The sequence below is a fragment of the Streptomyces sp. BB1-1-1 genome (assembly GCF_031597775.1).
Lineage (GTDB): Bacteria > Actinomycetota > Actinomycetes > Streptomycetales > Streptomycetaceae > Streptomyces > Streptomyces thinghirensis.
Genome location: NZ_CP134203.1, coordinates 7,318,097 through 7,339,434, shown reverse-complemented (window position 1 = coordinate 7,339,434; position 21,338 = coordinate 7,318,097). Strand labels below are relative to the sequence as shown.

Genomic DNA, 21,338 nt, shown 5'->3' with positions numbered 1-21,338 from the left:
CGGCCCTGCGGTGACTCTCCTTGACGCTTGCGGCGACTACTCCTTGACGCTTCCGGCTGCGAGACCGGACTGCCAGTACTTCTGAAGCAGGAGGAAGGCAGCGATGAGCGGCGCGATGGTGAGCAGCGAGCCGGTGACGACGAGATTGAAGACGGCCTCGCCGCCGGCTGTGGCGGCCTGCTTGTTCCAGGCGTCGAGACCGAGCGTCAGGGGGTACCAGTCGGGGTCCTTCAGCATGATCAGGGGCAGGAAGTAGTTGTTCCACGTCGCGACTGTGGTGAAGAGCAGCACCGTGACGGTTCCGGGCGCCAGCAGCGGCAGCGCGACCTGGAAGAAGGCGCGCAGCTCGCTCGCCCCGTCGATCCGGGCGGCCTCCATGAGCTCGGTGGGGACCGCCTCGGCGGCGAACACCCACATCAGGTACAGGCCGAACGGCGAGATCAGGGACGGGAGGATGATGGCCCAGGGGGTGTCGGTCAGACCGAGCTTGCTGAACATCAGGAAGGTCGGGACGGCGAGCGCCGTGGTGGGTACGGCGACGGCTCCGATGACGACGGCGAACACGGCGCGTTTGCCGGGGAAGTCGAACTTGGCGAGCGCGTAGCCGCCGAGGACGGCCAGGAGGGTGGCCCCGCCTGCTCCGACGACCACGTACAGGAGGGTGTTGAGCAACCAGCGGCCGAAGACGCCGTCCTGATAGGTGAAGGTCTCGGTGATGTTGTCCCAGAGGGCGAAGTCCCCGTCGAACCAGAGACCGAACGACCGGGCGAGGCCCTGTTGCGTCTTGGTGGCGCTGATCACCAGCCACAGCAGCGGTACGAGGCTGTAGAGCAGCATGACGCCGGTGAGCACGGTGAGCAGGATGCTGCGGCGGGGACGGCCGGGGCTGTGTGGGCGGCGTGGCGCGCGCAGCCGGGGGGCTGCGGATTTCGGCTTCGGTGCGGTTGTGGGCCGCCGTGCGTCGGTGGTCCCGCTCATCGTCATCGCGCTCACGCTCCCTTGCGCATGCCGCGCAGCTGGACGACATAGGCGACGATCATGGTGACCACGCCCATGACGATGGCGACCGTCGCGGAGTAGTTGTGCTGCTGGCCCGAGAAGGACAGCGAGTAGGTGTAGTAGTTCGGGGTGTAGTCGGTGGTGATCGCGTTCGGCGCGAGCTTCTGGAGGATGGCGGGCTCGTTGAAGAGCTGGAAGCTGCCGATGATCGAGAAGATCGTGGCGATGACGAGGGCGCCACGGATCGCGGGGAGCTTGATCGCGGTGATGACCCGCCACTGTCCGGCGCCGTCGATCTCGGCGGCCTCGTAGAGCGAGTGCGGGACGACGCGCAGCGCGGAGTAGAAGATCAGCATGTTGTAGCCGACGAACTCCCAGGTCACGATGTTGCCGATCGAGGCCAGGATCAGATCGGAGGAGAGCGGGTCGGGCAGCCGCACGCCGAAGGCGTCATTGATGTCGCCGACCAGGCCGAAGCGCGGGCCGTACATGAAGCCCCACATCAGGGTCGCGACGACGGCCGGCACCGCGTACGGCAGGAAGACGGAGATGCGGAAGAAGTCCTTGCCGAACAGGCGACCGCTGTCGATCGCCAGCGCCACGAGCAGGGCGAGGCCCAGCATGATCGGCACCTGGACCAGCAGAAACAGGCCGACCCGCAGCACGCCGTCCCAGAACCGGCCGTCCTGCAGAGCCTGCTCGTAGTTGTCGAGGCCTACGAAGGAGGTCCCGCCGATGAGCTGCGTCCGGAAGAGGCTCAGGTAGATCGAGTACGCGAGTGGCGCCAGGAAGACCAGCGCGAACACGAGCGCGAACGGGCCGATGAAGCCCCATCCCGTCCAGGAGCGGCGCGTCCGCCGCACCGGTGGTCCGGCCGGGCGGGCCCCTGCGGCCGCCGGCGATTGCAGCGTCGTCATCTCGCGCCCCTCGTTCGTCCTGCCGAACCCGAGGTTTACGCAAACGCCGGGCCTCGGAGGGAGATCAGCGGACCTTCCGACCAGGTGTTATGTTTACGTAAACATTCGATGGCGGCATGTCTACACTGCGTCCGTAGGGGCGGTCAAGAGTCGCTCGCGAAAGCAGGAGAGGAACCGGTGGACGGAACAGGCAGGAACTCCCCGACACCAGGCACACCGCTGCCTGCGACCCGGTCCCCGCGCCGTCGGCGGACCGTGTCGATGGCGGACGTCGCCCAGCTCGCGGGCGTCTCCTCGCAGACGGTCTCCCGCGTCTCCAACGGCTTCCCCGGCGTGAACGAACAGACGCGCCGGCAGGTCCTCACGGCCATGAAGGAGCTCGGCTACCGACCCAACAGTGCGGCGCGCGCCCTCAAGCGCGGAGAGTTCCGCACGATCGGCGTGATCACGTTCACGCTCGCGACGACGGGCAACGTGCGCACGCTGGAGGCCATCGCCACATCGGCCGCGCAGGAGGGGTACGCCGTCACCCTCCTGCCGGTCGCGGTACCCACCCAGGACGAGGTGCGCGGTGCCTTCTCCCGGCTGGGCGAGCTGGCGGTCGACGCGGTCATCGTCATCATGGAGGTCCACCTCCTCGACGCCGCCCAGCTGTCTCTGCCGCCGCACGTGAAGGTCGTGGTCGCCGACTCGGACGCCGGGGACCGCTTCACGGTGGTCGACACCGATCAGGCGGGCGGGACGCGGGACGCCGTGCGCCACCTGCTCGAACTGGGGCACCGCACGGTCTGGCACCTCGCCGGTCCCGAGGAATCGTTCGCCGCCCAGCGCCGCACGGACGCCTGGCGCACCGAGCTGGAGTCCGCCGGCCGCACGCCGCCGCCCCTCGTACGCGGTGACTGGTCGGCGGAGTCGGGCTACCGCGCGGGACTCCACCTGGCGGAACAGCAGGACTGCACCGCCGTGTTCGCCGCCAACGACCAGATGGCTCTCGGTCTCCTGCGCGCGCTCCACGAGCGCGGCCGCAGGGTCCCCGAGGACGTGTCCGTCGTGGGGTTCGACGACATTCCCGAGGCCGGTTCGTTCCTGCCCCCGCTGACCACGGTGCACCAGGACTTCGCCGAGGTCGGCCGCCGCTGCGTGGAAGGCGTCCTGCACCAGGTGCGGCAGAGCGAGCCGGCACACGGCACACGGCTTGTCCCCACCCAGCTCGTCGTACGCAGGAGCACCGCGCCTCCGCCTCGCCGGGGATGACGGCGCGCCGGTCCCAACTGCCCATGGGCGACCGGCGACTTCCCCTCAGTCGGCCCGTACTTCGGTGTTCTGGCAGGCGTGCAGGAGCCAGCTCCCGTCGTCCTGTTTGGTCATGACGTACAGCGGCGCGCCCTCCGTGTCGCCCTCGGCCGAGTGGTAGACCTGCCTGACCTTGACGGCCGCCACGTCGGGCCGCAGAAACTGGATGTGCACCACCTCGTAGGTGACGTCGCCGTCCCAGACGGAGCCGGGCAGCACGGCACGGGTGAACTCGGCGATCGCGTCGAAGCCCAGCAGGACCTTGCCGTGGCCGGTCGTCCAGAGGGCGTCGGAGTGGAAGAGGGCGAGGAATCCCTCGGCGTCCTTGGCACGCTGGGTGCGCTCGACGGTGGCCACGACCTGCTCGATGGCCTTGATGTCCGCGGTTTCGGTGTTCATACCGGCCACTCTGGGACCTCGAGCACGCTTGAGGTCAAGGGCCGAGCGGCGGAGAGGGCACGGGCCGGGCGGGGCGGCCGAGGCGGACCGGGACACCCGGTGAGTACAGGACGCTGACCGGGGCGTCCGTGGGGGCCGGGATTCCGGCGCTCGTGGCCAGGTCCTCGTCGCAGGTGGTGAGTTCGGCTCGGTACAGGGGCCAGCGGGGGTGGTTGGGCGGCCGCACGTTGGTCTCCGGGAACGAGCCGAAGTACGGCACCCCGGGCAGCCCCAGCCAGCCGACCCGGTGCATGCGGAAGGCGACGAGCCCGACGAACGTGAGCCCGTCATGCGTGTCGGGAACGGTGCCGCGCGGCAGCAGCCCCGCCACGGCGGCGGGCTCGACGGCCCAGTGGATGAAGGCAAGATCGAGCCACTCCTGAGTGAGGAGCGGCATCCGTATCACCGCCGGGGCGTCGGGGGTGACGGCGGTGGAGCCGGGGGTGGCGGCGGTGGGCTTCTGCACGGCGCAAGAATGGCAGAGGGACTGTGCGATTCGGTACGAGGTGTGTCACGGGCAGGGATGCGGCTCGGTCGGCGTACGGCGGCGGTGTTCTCGGCGGTGACGTGCGATGACGTGCGTCGGCGTGTGACGGTGGCGTGCTGCGGTGTGCGGGACGCCGGCACAGGGCGGGCCGCCGAGGCCGGGATTGACCCTCGACCTGGTCAAGGGCTCAGGGTTGCGGACGTGGAGAGCGAGATGCGCAGCATTGGGGAGATGGCCCGCGACAGCGGCCTGGGCGTGAGCGCCCTGCGGTTCTACGACCGTGCCGGTGTGCTGGTCCCCGCCTGGGTGGATCCGGTGAGCGGCTACCGCTGGTACTCCCCCGAACAACTCGACGAGGCCCGGCTGCTGGCCAGGCTGCGGCGGGCCGGCATGCCGCTGGCGGACATCCGGCTGGTGCTGGCCGGCTGGTCCGGTGCGGACACGGATCTGGTGCGCGGGCTTCTCCAGGCGCACCTGCGCCGTCTCGAACTGGGGCTGGCCGATGCCCGCAGCGAGTTCTCCACGCTCCGAGCAGCACTCGATCACAGGGAGAACCCCATGACCGCTTCGCCGTCCACTGCCGCCTTCCGCCTGTCCGTCCCCGCGTCGGAACTGGCCGCCGCGCTGGACGCGGTCCGTTTCGCGGTCGGCGCCGACCCCGAACTGCCGATGCTCGGCGGGGTCCTGTTCGACGTGGAGGGCGACGCACTCCACCTCGTGGCCACCGACCGGTACCGGATGGCCGTCGCGCGCGCGGATGCCGCCGGACCCGGCGGGCCGGGGGCACAGGTCCTCGTGCCCGCCCCGCTCGCCGACGCGATGCGCGCGCTGCTGAGCGGTGACGAGCCCGTCGGCTTCGCCGTGGACGGTGACCGGGTGACGCTGGAGGCCGGGGACCGTCAGGCGGCCGGACAGTGCCTCGCCCACGACTTCCCCGACTACCGCCGCCTCGTCCACCTGCCCTCCGGACGGCGCGCCCTCATCGACGTGCCCGCCTTCCGGAAGGCGTTGGAGACCGGCCCCGTCCGCGCGAACGAGGCGCAGGAGGGCGAGGGGCGCGAAGAGGGTGGCGCGTCGCACGACCTCAGTGTGCTCCGGGTGGCCGACGACGGCACGGTGACCGTCTGCGAGGACGGTGACGACGACCCGGGCAACGTCGCCGTCAACCGCCGTTTCCTGCTGGACGCGCTCTCCGCGGGGGGCAGGGACCGGCTGGTCCTGGAGTTCGGCGCCCCCACGGCCCCGCTCGCGATCCGCCGGACGGACGACGAGACGACGTTCTCACTGCTGATGCCGGTCCGCCTGGACGACTGACGGCGGGGCGCGTGCCACCGGCCGCCGGTTTCCCCAGGCGGCCGTTGGCACGCGCGGCGTTGTCAGTGGGCCGGCCTGGAGACTCCAGCACTTGATCACTGCGGTGCGGGGAGACACTCATGGGGCGGGCGACGGCGACGTGCTGGGGCTGCTCCCGGGGCGTCTCCTCGGCATGGTTCGCAAGGACGATCCCACCGACGCGGCGAGGCTGCGCGGTTACTGGGACGGCCCGGTCCGGCGCCGCGCGGAGCAGGGTTCGGCCACCTGGCGGACCCTGTGGGACCTGCGCACGGCCCTGGAGGGCCCCTGTTGAACCCCCGCCGAACCCCGTCGATCGCGCAACGCCCTCGCGATCTGCCCGCCGAGCCGAGCAGACCGCCGTAGTATCGGATGATCTCGTGGGGGGGAGGCGGACATGGGCAGGCAGCGTCCCGGTACGCCGACGCTGGAGGAGGTGGCCGCCCGCGCCGGTGTCGGGCGGGGCACCGTCTCGAGGGTCATCAACAACGCGGTCGGCGTACGGGACTCGACGCGCCGTGCCGTGCAACAGGCCATCGCGGAACTGGGGTACGTCCCGAACCTCGCGGCACGTTCCCTGGCCGGGCACCGCGCGGACGCCATCGCGCTGGTCATGACGGAGCCGGACTGGCGGCTGTTCGGGGAGCCGTTCTTCACCGAGATCGTCCATGCGGTCGGCGACGCCCTCACCGACACCCCGGTGCAGTTGCTGCTCACCCTCGTCCGCACCGATACCGAGCGGCGGCGCTTCGTGGAGTACGCGCGCGGCGGCCGGGTCGACGGCGTGCTGCTGATGTCCGTGCACGCCGAGGACCCGCTGCCGGACATGCTCGCCAAGGCGGGGCTGCCCACCGTCATGCTGGGGCGGCGTTCCGGCGACGAGGGCGTCACCTACGTCGACGCCGACAACGCCGGCGGCGCGCGCGGCGCGGTCACGCACCTGCTGAACGGCGGTCGGAGCACGATCGGGGCGATCAGCGGTCCGCTCGACATGTACGTCGCCCAGTGCCGGTTGCGCGGATACCGCGAGGCCCTGGAACTGGCGGGCGTCGAGGTCAGGTCCTCGCTGGTCGTCGAGTGTGCCGACTTCACGGAGGAGAGCGGGCTCCGGGCGGCGACCGACCTGATCGCCCGTCACCCGGAGCTCGACGCGGTCTTCGCCGCCTCGGACACCATGGCCGCCGGGGCGCTGCACGCGCTGCGCGCGGCGGGCCGGCGGGTGCCGCAGGACGTCGCGGTGATCGGTTTCGACGACTTCCAGCCGGCCCGGCCCACGGATCCGCCGCTGACGACGGTCCGGCAGCCGCTGGAGGAGATCGGCCGGACGATGGTGCGGCTGCTGCTGGAGGAGATGGAGGACTCGCTGGAGGACTCCCCCGTCGCCTGGCGGCACGTCATCCTCCGCACGGAACTGATACTCCGGGACTCCGCCTGATCGACCCGGCCGAGGTGACCGCCGGGAGCGCTCCCGACCTGACGTCTCCCACCTGGGAGTTCGAGATTTCTTCGACAACTCCCGCGCGCACAGCCTTGTCAGGAACATGAACCGCTTCTACAGTCACCCGCAACCGGTAAGTGGGAGCGCTCCCATCAGTGGGGAGTTGGGAGCGCTCCCGCACCGGCCCCTCCCTTCCCCCGCACCCTCCCGGAGAGGCCCCCATGAGACCGTCACGGCCCCAAGTCCGTACCCCGCGCGGCCTCTTAGGCGCGCTGCTCGCGACCTTCGCGGTCGTCGCGTCACTCATGACCGCGGCGGCGCCGGCCCAGGCGGACACCACGATCTGCGAACCGTTCGGGACGACGACGATCCAGGGTCGGTACGTCGTCCAGAACAACCGCTGGGGCTCCAGCGCCACCCAGTGCGTCACCGCCACCGACACCGGCTTCCGGGTCACCCAGGCCGACGGCTCGGTACCCACCAACGGGGCCCCGAAGTCGTACCCGTCGGTCTTCAACGGCTGCCACTACACGAACTGCTCGCCGGGCACCAATCTCCCCGCCCGGCTCGACACCATCGCCGAGGCACCCTCGAGCATCTCGTACGGCTATGTCGGCGACGCCGTCTACAACGCCTCGTACGACATATGGCTGGACCCGACTCCCCGGACGGACGGGGTGAACCAGACCGAGATCATGATCTGGTTCAACAGGGTGGGCCCGATCCAGCCCATCGGTTCCCAGGTCGGCACGGCCGCGGTGGGCGGACGGAACTGGGAGCTGTGGACCGGCAGCAACGGTTCCAATGACGTGCTGTCCTTCGTCGCCCCCTCGGCCGTCACCGACTGGAGCTTCGACGTCATGGACTTCGTCCGGGCGACCGTGGCACGCGGACTCGCCGAGAACGACTGGTACCTGACGAGCGTCCAGGCCGGCTTCGAGCCGTGGCAGAACGGCGCCGGACTGGCCGTCAACTCCTTCTCGTCCACCGTCGAGACCGGCGACACCCCGGGCAACCCCGACCCCGACCCGGGCGACCCGACGGCGTGCGAGGTGGCGTACGGCACGAACGTCTGGCAGAACGGCTTCACCGCGGACGTCACCGTCACCAACACCGGCGCAGCCCCCGTCGACGGCTGGCAGCTCGCCTTCACCCTGCCCTCCGGCCAGCGGATCACCAACGCCTGGAACGCCTCCGTCACCCCGTCCACCGGCACGGTCACGGCGACCGGCATGGGGCACAACGCCCGGATCGCTCCCGGCGGGAGCCTGACGTTCGGCTTCCAGGGCGCGTACAGCGGCGCGTTCGCCGAGCCGGACGGCTTCCGCCTGAACGACTCGCCCTGCACGACGGCTTAGCCGCCGCGCACGGTCCACGACCCCCCTCGCCCGTCCGGTCGACCCGCACTCCCCGGACGGGCGAGGGTTCCACGATTGTCATGAACCGATCATGAATACATGAATACCCGTAGAACCCAGACGACCGGAAGACCCAGCACCCGGAAACAGGAGACCCCCCTATGGCTCGACGCAGCAGATACATCTCTCTCGCGGCGGTACTGGCCACCCTGCTCGGCGCGCTCGGCGTGACCTTCCTGCTCGGGCAGGGGCGGGCCGACGCGCACGGCGTGGCGATGATGCCGGGCTCACGCACCTATCTGTGCCAGTTGGACGCCAGGACCGGCACCGGCGCCCTGGACCCGACGAACCCGGCCTGTCAGAACGCCCTCGACCAGAGCGGCGCGACGGCGCTGTACAACTGGTTCGCCGTGCTCGACTCCAACGCGGGCGGGCGCGGCGCCGGTTATGTGCCGGACGGCACCCTGTGCAGCGCCGGCGACCGGTCACCGTACGACTTCTCCGCCTACAACGCCGCCCGCGCCGACTGGCCCCGGACGCATCTGACGTCCGGCTCGACGATCCAGGTGAACTACAGCAACTGGGCGGCCCACCCGGGTGACTTCCGGGTCTATCTGACCAAGCCGGGCTGGTCGCCCACGTCCGAGCTGGGCTGGGACGACCTGGAGCTGATCGAGACGGTGACCGACCCGCCCCAGCGGGGCTCGGCGGGTGCCGACGGAGGCCACTACTACTGGGATCTGGCACTGCCGTCGGGCCGCTCCGGTGACGCGCTGATCTTCATGCAGTGGGTGCGTTCGGACAGCCAGGAGAACTTCTTCTCCTGCTCGGACGTCGTCTTCGACGGCGGCAACGGCGAGGTGACCGGCATCGGTGACTCGGGCGGCACCCCGACGCCGAGCCAGCCTCCGACGACCGAGCCGCCCACGACCCCGCCGCCCACGCACTCCGGTTCCTGCATGGCCGTCTACAACGTGGAGAACTCCTGGGGCGGCGGCTTCCAGGGCTCCGTCGAGGTGATGAACCACGGGACCGAGCCGCTGAACGGCTGGGCCGTGGAGTGGCAGCCGGGCAACGGGACCACGCTCAGCAGTGTGTGGAACGGCTCGCTGTCCAGCGGCACGGATGGCACGGTCACGGTCCGAAACGTGGACCACAACCGCGTCATTCCACCGGACGGCAGCGTGACCTTCGGCTTCACCGCCACGTCCACGGGCAACGACTTCCCCGTGGGGACGATCGGCTGCGTGGCGCCGTAGCGCGACCGGGGGAGGCACCGCGCGACCGGGCGCGGTGCCTCCCCCGGGTCTCCCGGGGCGTGCTCCGACCTCACGTGCCGGTTACAAATCGCTCAACCTCTGGTTGCGGCGCGGTGATCGGGCGACGATGGGGCCATGACTCTGGCCCAGCGCGCCTTTGAGCGGCTGCAAGCCTGGCCCGACCTCACCTCAGGTCCGGCCAGTTGCGGAACCGGACGGGCGCTGCGCTCCGTCCGCGACGAGATCGTCCACTTCCACTCGGACCGGGACGTGGACCTCCACCTCACCCACCGGGCCATCCAGCGTTTCCATTACGACCTCGGCGGCTCCAGTGCCATCCGCATGGTCCCGGGTTCCCGGTGGGTGACCGTGCACCTGGACTGCGACGCGGACGTCGACCTGCTGCTGAGCCTGGTGAGCATCGCGCTGAAGGCGCATCAGACGCGGCCTCCGGCGGACCTGCCCTCGAAGTGCAACTTCCACCGTGTGACGGTGCTCCCCCGCTCCACGGCCGGCGACCTCTGAGCGACGCCGACGGCGGTGCCCCGCACCTGCTGGGCACCGCCGCTCACGGCCTCAGTGGTCCGCCGGCTGCTCCGCGCCGCGCCTGATACCGGTCGCGGCGAGGACCGCGCCGAGCACGCAGAGGACGCCGGTGACGATCGCGGCCACGTGGACGCCGTTCATGAAGGCCTGTCCGCTGCCCTCCACCACGGCGGCCCGCAGGCCGGCCGGCATGTCGCCGGTGACGGGCGCCACGCCCATCGCCACGGCGTCCTTGGCCTCCCGCAGACCGTGGGCCATGGCCGAGGGCACGCCCGCGCCGGTCAGCTCCCCGGTGAGGGTGGCGCCGACCTTGCCGCTGATCAGGGAGACCAGCACGGACGTACCGAGCGCGCCGCCGATCTGCAGGGTCGTCGCCTGCAGACCGCCGGCCACACCGCCGTCCCGGACCGGGGCGTTGCCGACGATCGCGTCGGAGGAGGCGGACATCACCATGCCGACGCCGAGGCCGAGTGCGATGAACGGCGGCCACATCGTGGCGTAGGAGGAGTCGGTCTGCCAGGTGAGCATGCCGAAGCAGGAGGCCGCCTGGAGCAGCATGCCCAGCGGCATCGTCAGCCGGGGCCCGTAGCGCTGGGTCAGGGCCGCGCCCAGCGGGGAGGCGACCAGCGAGGCGAGGCTGAGCGGAAGCGTCCGCACGCCCGCCTCGACCGGCGTGAAGCCGCGTACGTTCTGCAGGTAGAGCATGACGAAGAAGATCACGCCGAGCATGACGAAGAAGTTCAGCGCGGTGATGATCGCGCCGATGGTCAGCGCTCGGCTGCGGAACAGGCGCATCGGCAGCAGCGGGTGCTCGACGCGGGTCTCGTACCAGCCGAACACGAGCAGGAGCACCAGCCCGGCGGCCATGGCGCCCAGGGTGCCGGCCGAGGTCCAGCCCCAGGTCTCGCCCTTGACGACGCCGAAGACCACGGCCGGCAGGCCGAGGGCGAGCAGGACGAGGCCGGGGATGTCGAAGCGTTCCCGTCCGCCTGCGTTGCGGCTCTCCGGGAGGACGAGGATGCCGAAGACGATGGCGAGGACGCCGATGGGGGCGTTGATGTAGAAGACGGACTCCCAGTCGACGTGCTCCACGAGGAGGCCGCCGACGATGGGCCCGAGGGCCGTCGCGACCGCGGAGACCATGGCCCAGATGCCCACGGCCATGCCGAACTTCTTCGGCGGGAACACGGAGCGGAGCAGGCCGAGGGTGTTGGGCATCAGCAGTCCGCCGAAGACGCCCTGGAGGGCGCGGAAGGCGACCACGCCCTCGATCGAGGAGGACAGGCCGATGGCGACCGAGGCGAGGGTGAAGCCGGCGACGCCCACGAGGTAGTAGGTGCGCCGGCCGAACCGGTCACCGAGCTTGCCGCCCAGGATGAGGGTGGCGGCGAGCGCGAGCAGGTAGGAGTTGGTCACCCACTGCAGCTCGGCGGTCGACGCGTGCAGGTCGCTGCCGATCGCGGGGTTGGCTATAGCGACGACGGAGCCGTCGAGCTGGACCATGAACAGTCCGAACGCGACGGCGAGGAGGGTCAGCCACGGGTTGGACCGCTTGGACCGCCGGCGGCCGGCCGCCGGCGGGGCGGTCTCGGCCGCGGGCGTGGTGGAGTGATCCACGGACGTGGACGGCATGGATGAGCCTTTTCTTCCAGGTTCAGGGGGGGGTGCGGGGGCGGGGCGGCCCACGGGCGCACGGCGGGCCGGCCGCGGGCACGACGGTGCCCGGGGCCGGCGGAAATGCCTGCTGTCCGCCCGGTCAGCGGGCGGCGGGGTGGAGGTGCCGCGTCAGCGCGTCGAGGGCGTCCAGGGCGGAGCCGAGCGCGCCCTGCTGGCCCTCGGTGAGGGAGGTCAGGGCGTGGCGGATGAACGCGGTCTCCAGTTCCCGCACCTCGGACAGCCGCTCCCGGGCCATGGCCGTGAGGTGGAGGTGGGCGACCCGCTTGTCGGCGCTGTCCCGCCTGCGCTCCAGGTCCCCCTGCTCGGTGAGCTGGGAGACCAGGGCGCTGACGTTGTTCGGCTTCATCAGCAGGGCCTCGGCGGCCTCGCGCACCGTGGCACCCTCGCGCTGGGCGACGAACCGCAGCAGCGCGAGCTGGCCCTCCGGGGGCTTGGGGTGCGGGTACTGGGCGGCGACCTGTCGGTCCAGCGCCCGGTGCAGCGCGGGAAGGCACACCGCGAGGCCGGAGGCCAGACGGTCGATGTCCCGGCGAGGGGTGCTGGAGTCGGTCACCCGAAGACAATAGGTATAGCTGGATAGGTATGTCAAAAGAGCAAACGCCGCCGACACGGACACCCGGTCTCGCGGGCCCCGCACCCCGCGCAACGCACTCGCAACCTTCCCCGTGCTGGGATGCGCCCCATGGGCGACACATACGAGGAGACCCCCCGCGTCGAGCTGACCCCCGAGGCCGCCGTACTGCTGCGGCGGCTCCGCGAGGCGCACGGCCCGCTGATGTTCCACCAGTCCGGCGGCTGCTGCGACGGCAGCGCGCCCATGTGCTACGCGGCCGGCGAGTTCCGCACCGGCGGCGCGGACGTCCTGCTCGGCGAACTGGTCGTCGAGGGCGTCGAGGAGCCGGTGGAGTTCTGGATGTCGCGCAGCCAGTACGAGGTGTGGAGCCACACCCGGCTGATCGTGGACGTCGTCCCGGGCCGGGGCAGCGGCTTCTCGCTGGAGGCGCCCGAGGGAGTGCGCTTCCTCATCCGCTCACGGGTCGTGGGCGCCTAGCTGTACACCCCGCGGCACAGTCCACGTCCACGTCTGTGTCTGCGTCTACGGTCTGAGGCTCCCCACGATGTCCGCCGTCGCGGTCAGTCCGCTGCTGATGGTCGGGGCGATGCTCGTGCTCGCCAGATAGAAGCCGAGCAGCAGGCACACCAGTGCGTGCGAGACCTTCAGCCCGCCGTTGCGCAGGAAGATCACCGCCAGGACTGACAGCAACAGCACCACAGAGATGGAAATGGCCATCGTCAACCTCCTCCGCCACGTCCACTTCGCGGCGTTCGGCCGTAAGTGTGGCGTAGCGGAGGGTTCGTCCGGGCGGCTGACCTGTCCTCCGAACGAGTGGTGTTCCCGGCGGTGTCCTACGCGTCCCGGTGGGCGTCGAGGAACGCCTCGAGACCGGCGAGGTCGTCGGTGTTGAGGTGGTCGACGCCGGCGGCGAGCAGTTCGGCCCATACGGCGTCCCGTGCGGGGCCGGCCACGTCGGGCGTGGCCCAGAACCGCACCCGCTGTCCGCGGGAGTGCGCCGCGTCGACGATGCCCCGCAGCCTGCGCCGCTCGGCCGCCGGGAACGCGCCGACGCCCCGCCAGGTGAAGTTGAGCGTCCAGTTGTCGCTGATCAGCGGGACGAAGGAGGCCGGTGCGGAGCTGCCGAGGTCGGTGAGGCGGCCGTCGTAGAAGGCGCGGCGGGTGCGCTGGGCCTCCATGGGCGCGCGGGCCGCCCGGTCGCCGGAGATCACCGCGGTGACCGCGCCGGGGAACACCCGTCCGTGGGCGTAGGTGGTGAACAGGTGCTTGTAGCGGCGCAGATGGCGGTCGAGTTCGAGGTACGTCGACGATCCCTCGGTCTTGATGTCGATCAGGAGCTGCAGGGCGCGGCGGTCCCGCCGGTACACCCGGCCGTGGTGGGCGCGGACGCGGGCGGCGAGGGGGTCGAGGTAGAGGGATTCCAGGGTGCGGGACGGGTCGAGGTCCTCGGGGTCGTGGGCGACGAGGAGTTGGCCGCCGACCAGGTAGATGTCGGCCTCGACGCTGCCGAAGCGGTGGTCGAGGGCGTCGAGGAGGGGGCGGGGGTGTTCGTAGTCGTTGTGGGCGTGGGCGCGCCACAACGGGCGCGGCCCGTGCCTGCCTTCGCTCGCCAGCGCGGTGCCGGCGGGCAGGGCCACGGCGCCCGCGAGGGCGGCGCCGAATGTGGTGAGGGCTCTGCGTCGGGTGGTGAGGGCCATGCTCTGCCTCCCTGGAAGTGCCGTACGGGACGCCTGTGAGTATGCGGTCCCGAGGCCGCCAGGAAGCAGAGCCGTGCGCGGAGTTGGCCGACGCGCCGCCGGTGGTTCATTTCGTCCGGGCTGCGGGCACGGAAAATGCCCGCCCCGATGGGACGGGCATCGCCCGGACAGGATGGACGGACGTCAGGGTGCTCGGAGGTCGACCAGTTCGGCCAGCCGCTCCCGGTGGGTGCCCGCCGCGCCGTAGGCGACCGAGTCGGCCTTGGCCCGCTTCAGGTACAGGTGGACCGGGTGCTCCCACGTCATGCCGATGCCACCGTGCAGTTGCAGCGCCTCCTCGGCGGCGTGGACGGCGACCTGACCCGCGTACGCCTGGGCCACGGCGACGGCCACCTCGGTGTCCTCGCCGGTCGCCAGCGCGTCGGCCGCGTTGCGGGCGGCGGCGCGCAGGCCCGCGACCTCCAGCCACAGCCCGGCGAGCCGGTGCTTGAGCGCCTGGAATCCGCCGACCTGGCGGTTGAACTGCTTGCGCTCCTTGAGATAGCGGACCGTCTCGGTCAGCAGCCAGTCGGCGAGGCCCAGTTGCTCGGAGGCGAGCAGCCCGGCGCCGGCCCGCAGGGCGCGTCGTACGGCGGCTTCGGCGTCACCCAGCCGGTGCCCGGAGACGCCGTCGAGGGTCACGCGCGCGACCGGCCGGGTCAGGTCCAGGGACACCTGCGGAGTGACGGTCGCGTCGGCGGCACGTACCGCGTACAGGCCCCCGTCGTCCGCCGGCACCAGCAACACGTCGGCGACGGCCGCGTCGGCGATGCCGGTCAACTCACCGTGCAGACGCCCCGCTTCGAGCCGTACCTGCGGGACGGCGCCGCCCGGCGCGACATGCAGGCCGACGGCGAGGGCGGCGACGGTGGTCGCGGACGCCAGCTCGGTGAGCAGGTCGTCGGCTCCGCAGGCCAGCAGCGCCTCGGTGGCGACGACGGCGCTCGTCAGGTACGGCACCGGCGCGACCGCGCGGCCCAGCTCCTCCAGGACGACCGCGGCTTCCCGGTGCGTGGCGCCCTGCCCGCCCAGTTCCTCGGGGACCAGGAGGCCCGCGAGGCCCATCGAGTCGGCGAGGGACTTCCACAGGGACACGTCGTGCGGGGTGGCCGACTCGGTGCGGGTGATGACGCCCGCCGGGTCGCAGTGGTCGGTGAGCAGGTCCCGGACGGCGGCGCGCAGCGCCTCTTCCTCCTCCGAGTAGAGCAGACCGGGTTCCGACTGTGCGCTCATCGGGCGAGGTCCTTCCATGCGACGTCCTTGTCGGTGCGCGGTTCGGCGGGCAGGCCCAGGACGCGCTCGGCGACGATGTTCAGCAGGACCTCGCTGGTCCCGCCCTCGATGCTGTTGCCCTTGGAGCGCAGGTAGCGGTACCCGGCGTCGCGGCCGGTGAAGTCCACGTGCTCGGGGCGGCGCATGGTCCAGTCGTCGTACAGCAGGCCCTCCTCGGCGAGGAGTTCGACCTCCAGACCGCTGATCTCCTGGTTGAGGCGGGCGAAGTTCAGCTTCATGCCGGCGCCCTCCGGGCCCGGCTGGCCGGCCACCAGCTGCTGGCGCAGGCGTACGCCGGTGAGGCGTGCGACCTCGGCCTCGACCCACAGGCCCAGCAGCCGCTGGTGCAGGTCGTGGGTGCGCAGTTCGGGGCGTTCCCGCCAGGTCGCGGCGATCTTGCCGATCATGCCGCCCTCGCGGGGGATCGCGGTCCCGCCGATGGCGACGCGTTCGTTGTTCAGCGTGGTCTGGGCGACCCGCCAGCCGTCGCCGGTCTCGCCCAGGCGGCGGGAGTCGGGGATGCGGACGTCGCTGAGGAAGACCTCGTTGAACTCGGCCTCACCGGTGATCTGGCGCAGCGGCCGGACCTCGACCCCGGGGTCGGTCATGTCGCACACGAAGTAGGTGATGCCCCGGTGCTTGGGCACGTCCGGGTCGGTGCGGGCGATGAGGATGGCCCAGCGGGCGAGGTGCGCGCTGGACGTCCACACCTTCTGTCCGTTGACGACCCAGTCCTCGCCCGCACGGACCGCCCGCGTGCCGAGGGCGGCGAGGTCGGATCCGGCGCCCGGCTCGCTGAACAGCTGGCACCAGACCTCCTCGCCGGTCCAGAGCGGGCGCAGGAGTCGCTGCTTCTGCTCCTCCGTGCCGTACTGGAGGATGGTCGGGGCGGCCATCCCGAGGCCGATGCCGATGCGCCGGGGGTCGTTGTCCGGGGCGCCCGCGGCCGTCAGTTCGGCGTCCACGACGGCCTGGAGGGAGCGGGGCGCGGCGAGTCCGCCGAGGCCCTCCGGGTAGTGCACCCAGGCCAGTCCGGCGTCGAACCGGGCCCGGAGGAAGTCCAGGCGTTCGGTGGCGGCCGGTGGATGCGCGGCCAGCAGTTCCTTCGTACGACGGCGCAGTTCCGCTGCGTCGGTCATGCGGCGGCTCCCTTCTCCAGCTGTTCCGGTACGACGGCCACCCGGCCGGTCGTCCTGCCGTCGGCGACGCGCTGCACGGCGTCGGCGGCCCCGCCGAGCGGTACCCGCTCGCTCACCAGCGGCTTGATGGCGCCCCGTGCGGCCAGCTCGGTGAGCTGTTCGTGGCAGTGCTGGACCAGCTTGGGGTTCTTGGTGTTGTACAGGCCCCAGTGCAGGCCGAGGATCGCGTAGTTCTTCACCAGGGCGTGGTTCAGCCCGGGGCTGGGGATCGTGCCGCTCGCGAAGCCGACGACGACGATCCGGCCCTCGAAGGCGACGACCTTGGTGGACTGGGTGTAGGCCTGGCCGCCCACCGGGTCGTAGATCACGTCGGCGCCCCGGCCGCCGGTGGCTTCCTTGACGGCGGCGACGACGTCCTCGCCGTGCCGGTCGACGACCACGTCGCAGCCCACTTCGCGGGCGACGGCCGCCTTCTCGGGGCCGCCGACGACACCGATGACGGTGGCGCCGGCGGCCTTGCCGAGCTGCACGGCCGCGCTGCCGACCCCTCCTGCGGCAGCGTGAACGAGCAGTGTCTCGCCGGCCTCCAGCCGGGCCCGGCGGTGCAGGCCGAACCAGCCGGTCTGGTAGCCGATGTGCAGGGCGGCGGCCTCGGCGTCGTCCAGGGCGTCCGGCGCGGGCAGCAGGGCGCGGGCGTCGGCGACGGCGTACTCGGCGAAGCCGCCGTGCGGCAGCGCGGGGTTGGCGAGGACGCGGCGCCCGTCCTCGGTCTCGCCGCAGATCTCCACGCCCGGCGTGAAGGGCAGCGGCGGCTTGACCTGGTACTGGCCCCGGCACATCAGCGCGTCCGGGAAGTTGATGTTCGCGGCGCGGACCCTCAGCAGGACCTGGCCGTCGCCGGGCGTCGGCGGCGCCAACTCCGCGAGGCGCATCACCTCGCCCGGCTCGCCGTTCTCGTGCACCTGCCATGCCTGCATGCGGGGCCTCCACCGACTGCGTCGTCCGACCGGGTCCCCCGCATACTAAGCGGTCGCTTGCCGATCAGGGAACAGGTTGCGCCCAGTCACCCCTGCGTGGGCCGCGCCCGTACGTGCATCCGCTCCCCCTGCGGGCCGAACAGGCTGAGGAACTCCGCCGGCCCCTCCCCCGTCGACCCGAACCAGTGCGGCACCCGGGTGTCGAACTCGGCGGCCTCCCCCGCCGACAGCACCACGTCGTGGTCGCCGAGCACGAGCCGCAGCCGGCCGGAGAGGACGTACAGCCACTCGTACCCCTCGTGGGTCCGCGGGTCCGGCTCCTCCTGCCGCGAGGGCTCCAGCACCTTGAACGCCTGGAGCCCGCCCGGCTGACGGGTGAGGGGCCAGTGGGTGCGGCCGTGGCGCACGATCGGCTTGGCGCGCACCCGGGGGTCGCCGACCGGCGGGGCGCCGACCAGTTCGTCCAGCGGCACCTGGTGGGCCTGGGCGATCGGGAGCAGCAGTTCGAGGCTCGGCTTGCGCAGGCCCGACTCCAGTCGCGACAGGGTGCTCACCGAGATGCCGGTCGACTCGGACAGCGCCGCCAGGGTCACCTCGCGCTCCTTGCGCACCTGGCGGAGCCTCGGTCCGACACCGGCGAGAACATCGTCTGCAGTCATGCCTTTATTGCAGAACCGGCAAATGTATTTGTCAATCCCGTACGGTCCGAGCGACCTTCTACGTGGAGGTGGTCACCGTGACCCAGAACAAGGACCTGACCGAGAAGTACGACGTGGTGGTGGTCGGCGGCGGTGCGGCCGGACTGTCCGCCGCGCTCGTCCTGGGCCGCGCGCGGCTGCGCACCCTGGTCGTCGACGCCGGTGAGCCGCGCAACGCGCCCTCGGACCACATGCAGGGCTACCTGACGCGGGACGGCATGTCGCCTGCCGAGTTCCTGGCGCTCGGCCGGGAGGAGATCGCGCGGTACGGCGTGGAACTCGTCCGCGACCGGGCGGTGGACGTGACGCGGGACGCGGACTTCGCCGTGGAGCTGGCCGGCGGGCGGACCGCGCACGCCCGCCGGCTGATCGTCACGACCGGGCTCAAGGACGAACTGCCGGCGGTGCCCGGAGTCGCCGAGAGGTTCGGCCGGGATGTGCTGCACTGCCCGTTCTGCCACGGCTGGGAGGTGCGCGACGAGCGCTTCGGCGTCCTCGCCACCGGCCCGCTCAGCGTGCACCAGGCGCTGATGGTGTCCCAGTGGTCGGACGAGGTGACCCTCTTCCTGCACACGGTCGCCGAGGAGGAACTGTCCGACGACGACCTGCGCCGGCTCGCCGCGGCCGGGGTCAAGGTGGTGCCCGGCGAGGTCGCCGGCCTGCGGGTCGAGGACGACCGGCTCACCGGCGTCCTGCTGGCGGACGGCACGGCGCACGACCGCTCGGTGGTGTTCGTCGCCCCCAAGGCGGCACCGCGGACCGGCCTGATGGAGCGGTTGGGCGCCGAACTCCAGGAGACCCCGTTCGGCGCGTACCCCGTGGTGGACCCGACGGGCCGGACCAGCGTGCCCGGCGTGTGGACCGCGGGCAACGCGATGGGGTTCGCCGAGCAGGTCGTCCACGCGGCGAGCGGCGGCTACCGCGCGGCGGCGGCCGTCGTCGGCGACCTGATCATGTCGGACCTGGACGCGGCCGTCGCGGGTCAGTACACCTAGGGGTCACCCAGGGGGTGTCGTCCGGATCTCGCCGGAGGATGCCGCCGCGCGGACAACGGGCCGACCGGTGTGTGGTCACGCCCTTGCCGGTGCACCATGGCTGCATGCTGCTTGCCCGGTTGGCCCACGTGTCCCGGGAGGTCGCCGCCACCTCGGCGCGGTCCCGGAAGACCGCCCTGCTCGCGGAGCTGTTCCGGGAGGCGGAGGCGGCGGACGTGCCGGTCGTCATCCCCTATCTGGCGGGACGGCTGCCCCAGGGCCGGATCGGTGTCGGTTGGAAGGTGCTCGGCCGCCCGGTCGCACCGGCCGCCGAGCCGACCCTGACCGTGCGTGACGTGGACGCCCGGCTCACGCGGCTCGGTGCGGTGTCCGGCGCCGGTTCGCAGGCCGAGCGGACGCGTCAGGTCGGCGAGCTGATGGGCGCGGCCACCGAGGACGAGCAGCGCTTCCTGATCGGGCTGCTGACCGGAGAGGTCCGGCAGGGCGCCCTGGACGCGGCCGCCGTCGAGGGCCTGGCGGCGGCGACCGGCGCGCCGCCCGCTGACGTACGGCGGGCGGTGATGCTCGCGGGCTCGCTGCAGACGGTGGCCGAGGGCCTGCTCGCCGACGGGCCCGGCGCCCTGGAACGGTTCCGGCTCACCGTCGGCCGGCCGGTCCTGCCGATGCTCGCCCACAGCGCCTCCTCGGTCGCCGAGGCGGTCGGCAAGCTCGGCGCGGCGGCCGTCGAGGAGAAGCTGGACGGCATCCGCGTCCAGGTACACCGGGACGGCGACGCCGTACGGCTCTACACCCGCACCCTGGACGACATCACCGACCGGCTCCCCGAGGTCACCGCCGCCGCCCTGGCACTGCCCGGCGAGCGGTTCATCCTGGACGGCGAGGTGATCTCCTTCGACGAGGGCGGACGCCCCCGCTCCTTCCAGGAGACCGCCGGGCGGGTCGGCTCCCGCACGGACGTGGCCACGGCCGCGCGGGCGGTGCCCGTCTCCGTCGTGTTCTTCGACGCGCTGTCGGTCGACGACCACGACCTGCTCGACCTGCCACTGACCGAGCGGCACGCGCGGCTGGCCCGGCTGGTTCCCGAGCCGACCCGGGTGCGCCGCACGCTGGTGCCCGGGCCGGAGGAGACGGAGGCCGCCGAGGAGTTCCTCGCCGAGACGCTGCGACGCGGCCACGAAGGCGTCGTGGTCAAGGGCCTCGACGCCCCCTACAGCGCGGGCCGGCGCGGCGCGTCCTGGCTGAAGGTCAAGCCCGTCCACACGCTCGACCTGGTCGTACTGGCCGCCGAGTGGGGCCACGGCCGCCGCACCGGCAAGCTCTCCAACCTCCACCTCGGCGCCCGCACCGCCGACGGCTCCTTCGCCATGCTGGGCAAGACCTTCAAGGGCATGACCGACGCGCTGCTGACCTGGCAGACGGAGCGTCTGAGCGAGCTGGCCGTCGAGGAGCACGGCTGGGGAGTGACCGTACGCCCCGAACTCGTCGTCGAGATCGCCTACGACGGCCTCCAGCGCTCCACCCGCTACCCGGCCGGCGTCACCCTCCGCTTCGCCCGCGTGGTCCGCTACCGCGAGGACAAGCGCCCCGAGGAGGCGGACACGGTGGACACCCTGCTCGCCGCGCACCCCGAGGCGGCCCCGTGAGGCGCAGCGCGGGCCTCCTGCTGCTCCGGCGTGGCCCCGACCAGGACCGTCAGGTACTCCTCGGCCACATGGGCGGCCCCTTCCACGCCCGCCGGGACGCCGGGGCGTGGACCGTCCCGAAGGGCGAGTACGACCCCATCGAGCCGGCCTGGGAGGCGGCCCGGCGGGAGTTCGAGGAGGAGCTGGGGCTGCCGCCGCCCGACGGCGAGGCCGTTCCGCTCGGCGAGGTCCGGCAGGCGGGCGGGAAGGTCGTCACGGTGTGGGCCGTAGAGGCCGATCTCGACCCGTCGGCGGTCGTCCCCGGCACCTTCCGCATGGAGTGGCCGCCGAGGTCGGGACGGATCGAGGAGTTCCCCGAGCTGGACCGGGTGGCGTGGTTCACGGTGGACCGGGCCCGTGAGGTGATCGTGAAGGCGCAGGCCGCGTTTCTCGACCGGCTGGCTGAGCACTCGCACTGACGAGAAGGCGACGAGGGCCTCGGGACGGCAACCCGCGGGACCCGTCCGCGTTGCGGCACCCCACGCCGCGCGCCAAGGTCGAAGCACGAGTCCGCACCCAGG

General features: G+C 71.9%; 22 protein-coding genes and 1 pseudogene. 11 read left to right on the top strand and 12 right to left on the bottom strand.

All coding sequences use genetic code 11. The annotated features are described in order from the left end of the window. Nucleotides 1-36: 36 nt before the first annotated feature. Nucleotides 37-978: a carbohydrate ABC transporter permease gene (locus tag RI578_RS33720; RefSeq protein WP_310875926.1), complete on the bottom strand. Its 942-nt coding sequence runs from the start codon at nucleotides 976-978 to the stop codon at nucleotides 37-39. An 11-nt stretch (nucleotides 979-989) separates the two neighbouring features. Beyond that, the gene (locus RI578_RS33715; protein WP_310874588.1) at nucleotides 990-1,916 is read right to left on the bottom strand and encodes a sugar ABC transporter permease; all 927 of its coding nucleotides are present in this window, start codon (nucleotides 1,914-1,916) and stop codon (nucleotides 990-992) included. Between the two features lie 261 nt (nucleotides 1,917-2,177). Here RI578_RS33715 and RI578_RS33710 point away from each other — a divergent pair, with 261 nt between their 5' ends. Continuing rightward, complete coding sequence (locus tag RI578_RS33710) at nucleotides 2,178-3,170, top strand: LacI family DNA-binding transcriptional regulator (protein WP_310874587.1); 993 nt, start codon at nucleotides 2,178-2,180, stop codon at nucleotides 3,168-3,170. A gap of 45 nt (nucleotides 3,171-3,215) precedes the next feature. Here RI578_RS33710 and RI578_RS33705 read toward each other — a convergent pair whose 3' ends face one another. Beyond that, entirely contained in the window at nucleotides 3,216-3,608 is a 393-nt protein-coding gene (locus RI578_RS33705) for an SgcJ/EcaC family oxidoreductase (RefSeq protein ID WP_310874586.1), read from the bottom strand. A 34-nt stretch (nucleotides 3,609-3,642) separates the two neighbouring features. Continuing rightward, nucleotides 3,643-4,044: a DUF2071 domain-containing protein gene (locus RI578_RS33700; RefSeq protein WP_310875925.1), complete on the bottom strand. Its 402-nt coding sequence runs from the start codon at nucleotides 4,042-4,044 to the stop codon at nucleotides 3,643-3,645. A 303-nt stretch (nucleotides 4,045-4,347) separates the two neighbouring features. On the opposite strand from RI578_RS33700, the gene RI578_RS33695 reads away from it, so the two are divergent. The 6 genes and pseudogenes from RI578_RS33695 (at nucleotide 4,348) to RI578_RS33670 (ending at nucleotide 10,046) form a co-directional block, all read left to right on the top strand. Then, nucleotides 4,348-5,448 carry a MerR family transcriptional regulator gene (locus RI578_RS33695; RefSeq protein WP_310874585.1) on the top strand — a complete coding sequence of 367 codons (1,101 nt, stop codon included), beginning with the start codon at nucleotides 4,348-4,350 and terminating at the stop codon, nucleotides 5,446-5,448. Nucleotides 5,449-5,575: 127 nt separating this feature from the next. Continuing rightward, a pseudogene (locus RI578_RS33690) lies at nucleotides 5,576-5,761 on the top strand (AAA family ATPase); the annotation flags it as partial. A gap of 102 nt (nucleotides 5,762-5,863) precedes the next feature. Further along, the gene (locus RI578_RS33685) at nucleotides 5,864-6,901 is read left to right on the top strand and encodes a LacI family DNA-binding transcriptional regulator (protein WP_310874584.1); all 1,038 of its coding nucleotides are present in this window, start codon (nucleotides 5,864-5,866) and stop codon (nucleotides 6,899-6,901) included. A gap of 224 nt (nucleotides 6,902-7,125) precedes the next feature. Continuing rightward, on the top strand, nucleotides 7,126-8,262 hold the full coding sequence (locus RI578_RS33680) for a GH12 family glycosyl hydrolase domain-containing protein (protein WP_310874583.1): 1,137 nt from the start codon (nucleotides 7,126-7,128) through the stop codon (nucleotides 8,260-8,262). A 161-nt stretch (nucleotides 8,263-8,423) separates the two neighbouring features. Beyond that, nucleotides 8,424-9,521, top strand: a complete 1,098-nt coding sequence (locus tag RI578_RS33675; RefSeq protein ID WP_310874582.1) for a lytic polysaccharide monooxygenase — start codon at nucleotides 8,424-8,426, stop codon at nucleotides 9,519-9,521. A gap of 135 nt (nucleotides 9,522-9,656) precedes the next feature. Beyond that, nucleotides 9,657-10,046, top strand: coding sequence for a luciferase family protein (locus RI578_RS33670; RefSeq protein ID WP_310874581.1), 390 nt, complete (start codon nucleotides 9,657-9,659; stop codon nucleotides 10,044-10,046). Nucleotides 10,047-10,097: 51 nt separating this feature from the next. Here RI578_RS33670 and RI578_RS33665 read toward each other — a convergent pair whose 3' ends face one another. Further along, nucleotides 10,098-11,699 carry a DHA2 family efflux MFS transporter permease subunit gene (locus RI578_RS33665; RefSeq protein ID WP_310874580.1) on the bottom strand — a complete coding sequence of 534 codons (1,602 nt, stop codon included), beginning with the start codon at nucleotides 11,697-11,699 and terminating at the stop codon, nucleotides 10,098-10,100. 124 nt (nucleotides 11,700-11,823) lie between these two features. Continuing rightward, nucleotides 11,824-12,297 carry a MarR family winged helix-turn-helix transcriptional regulator gene (locus RI578_RS33660; RefSeq protein ID WP_310874579.1) on the bottom strand — a complete coding sequence of 158 codons (474 nt, stop codon included), beginning with the start codon at nucleotides 12,295-12,297 and terminating at the stop codon, nucleotides 11,824-11,826. A gap of 129 nt (nucleotides 12,298-12,426) precedes the next feature. On the opposite strand from RI578_RS33660, the gene RI578_RS33655 reads away from it, so the two are divergent. Then, on the top strand, nucleotides 12,427-12,795 hold the full coding sequence (locus RI578_RS33655) for a DUF779 domain-containing protein (protein ID WP_310874578.1): 369 nt from the start codon (nucleotides 12,427-12,429) through the stop codon (nucleotides 12,793-12,795). A 45-nt stretch (nucleotides 12,796-12,840) separates the two neighbouring features. Here the strand turns inward: RI578_RS33655 and RI578_RS33650 are convergent, their stop codons facing one another. The 6 genes from RI578_RS33650 to RI578_RS33625 form a co-directional block, all read right to left on the bottom strand. Beyond that, nucleotides 12,841-13,035: a hypothetical protein gene (locus tag RI578_RS33650; RefSeq protein ID WP_121750342.1), complete on the bottom strand. Its 195-nt coding sequence runs from the start codon at nucleotides 13,033-13,035 to the stop codon at nucleotides 12,841-12,843. Nucleotides 13,036-13,151: 116 nt separating this feature from the next. After that, nucleotides 13,152-14,015, bottom strand: coding sequence for a phosphatidylinositol-specific phospholipase C/glycerophosphodiester phosphodiesterase family protein (locus tag RI578_RS33645; RefSeq protein ID WP_310874577.1), 864 nt, complete (start codon nucleotides 14,013-14,015; stop codon nucleotides 13,152-13,154). 183 nt (nucleotides 14,016-14,198) lie between these two features. Beyond that, the gene (locus RI578_RS33640; RefSeq protein WP_310874576.1) at nucleotides 14,199-15,287 is read right to left on the bottom strand and encodes an acyl-CoA dehydrogenase family protein; all 1,089 of its coding nucleotides are present in this window, start codon (nucleotides 15,285-15,287) and stop codon (nucleotides 14,199-14,201) included. Continuing rightward, nucleotides 15,284-16,465 (bottom strand): acyl-CoA dehydrogenase family protein, encoded by a 1,182-nt coding sequence (locus RI578_RS33635; protein WP_310874575.1) that lies wholly within the window; start codon nucleotides 16,463-16,465, stop codon nucleotides 15,284-15,286. The genes RI578_RS33640 and RI578_RS33635 overlap by 4 nt, the downstream gene beginning before the upstream one ends. Beyond that, nucleotides 16,462-17,442 (bottom strand): NADPH:quinone oxidoreductase family protein, encoded by a 981-nt coding sequence (locus RI578_RS33630; RefSeq protein WP_310874574.1) that lies wholly within the window; start codon nucleotides 17,440-17,442, stop codon nucleotides 16,462-16,464. Before RI578_RS33630 ends, RI578_RS33635 begins: the two co-directional genes overlap by 4 nt. A gap of 86 nt (nucleotides 17,443-17,528) precedes the next feature. After that, a complete protein-coding gene (locus tag RI578_RS33625; protein ID WP_310874573.1) occupies nucleotides 17,529-18,101 on the bottom strand; it encodes an XRE family transcriptional regulator in 573 nt (190 codons plus the stop codon). Between the two features lie 62 nt (nucleotides 18,102-18,163). On the opposite strand from RI578_RS33625, the gene RI578_RS33620 reads away from it, so the two are divergent. From RI578_RS33620 to RI578_RS33610, 3 genes are all read left to right on the top strand, one after another. Continuing rightward, entirely contained in the window at nucleotides 18,164-19,135 is a 972-nt protein-coding gene (locus tag RI578_RS33620) for an NAD(P)/FAD-dependent oxidoreductase (RefSeq protein ID WP_310874572.1), read from the top strand. A gap of 104 nt (nucleotides 19,136-19,239) precedes the next feature. Beyond that, nucleotides 19,240-20,778, top strand: coding sequence for an ATP-dependent DNA ligase (locus RI578_RS33615; RefSeq protein WP_310874571.1), 1,539 nt, complete (start codon nucleotides 19,240-19,242; stop codon nucleotides 20,776-20,778). Further along, complete coding sequence (locus RI578_RS33610) at nucleotides 20,775-21,236, top strand: NUDIX domain-containing protein (RefSeq protein ID WP_310874570.1); 462 nt, start codon at nucleotides 20,775-20,777, stop codon at nucleotides 21,234-21,236. Before RI578_RS33615 ends, RI578_RS33610 begins: the two co-directional genes overlap by 4 nt. Nucleotides 21,237-21,338: the final 102 nt, after the last annotated feature.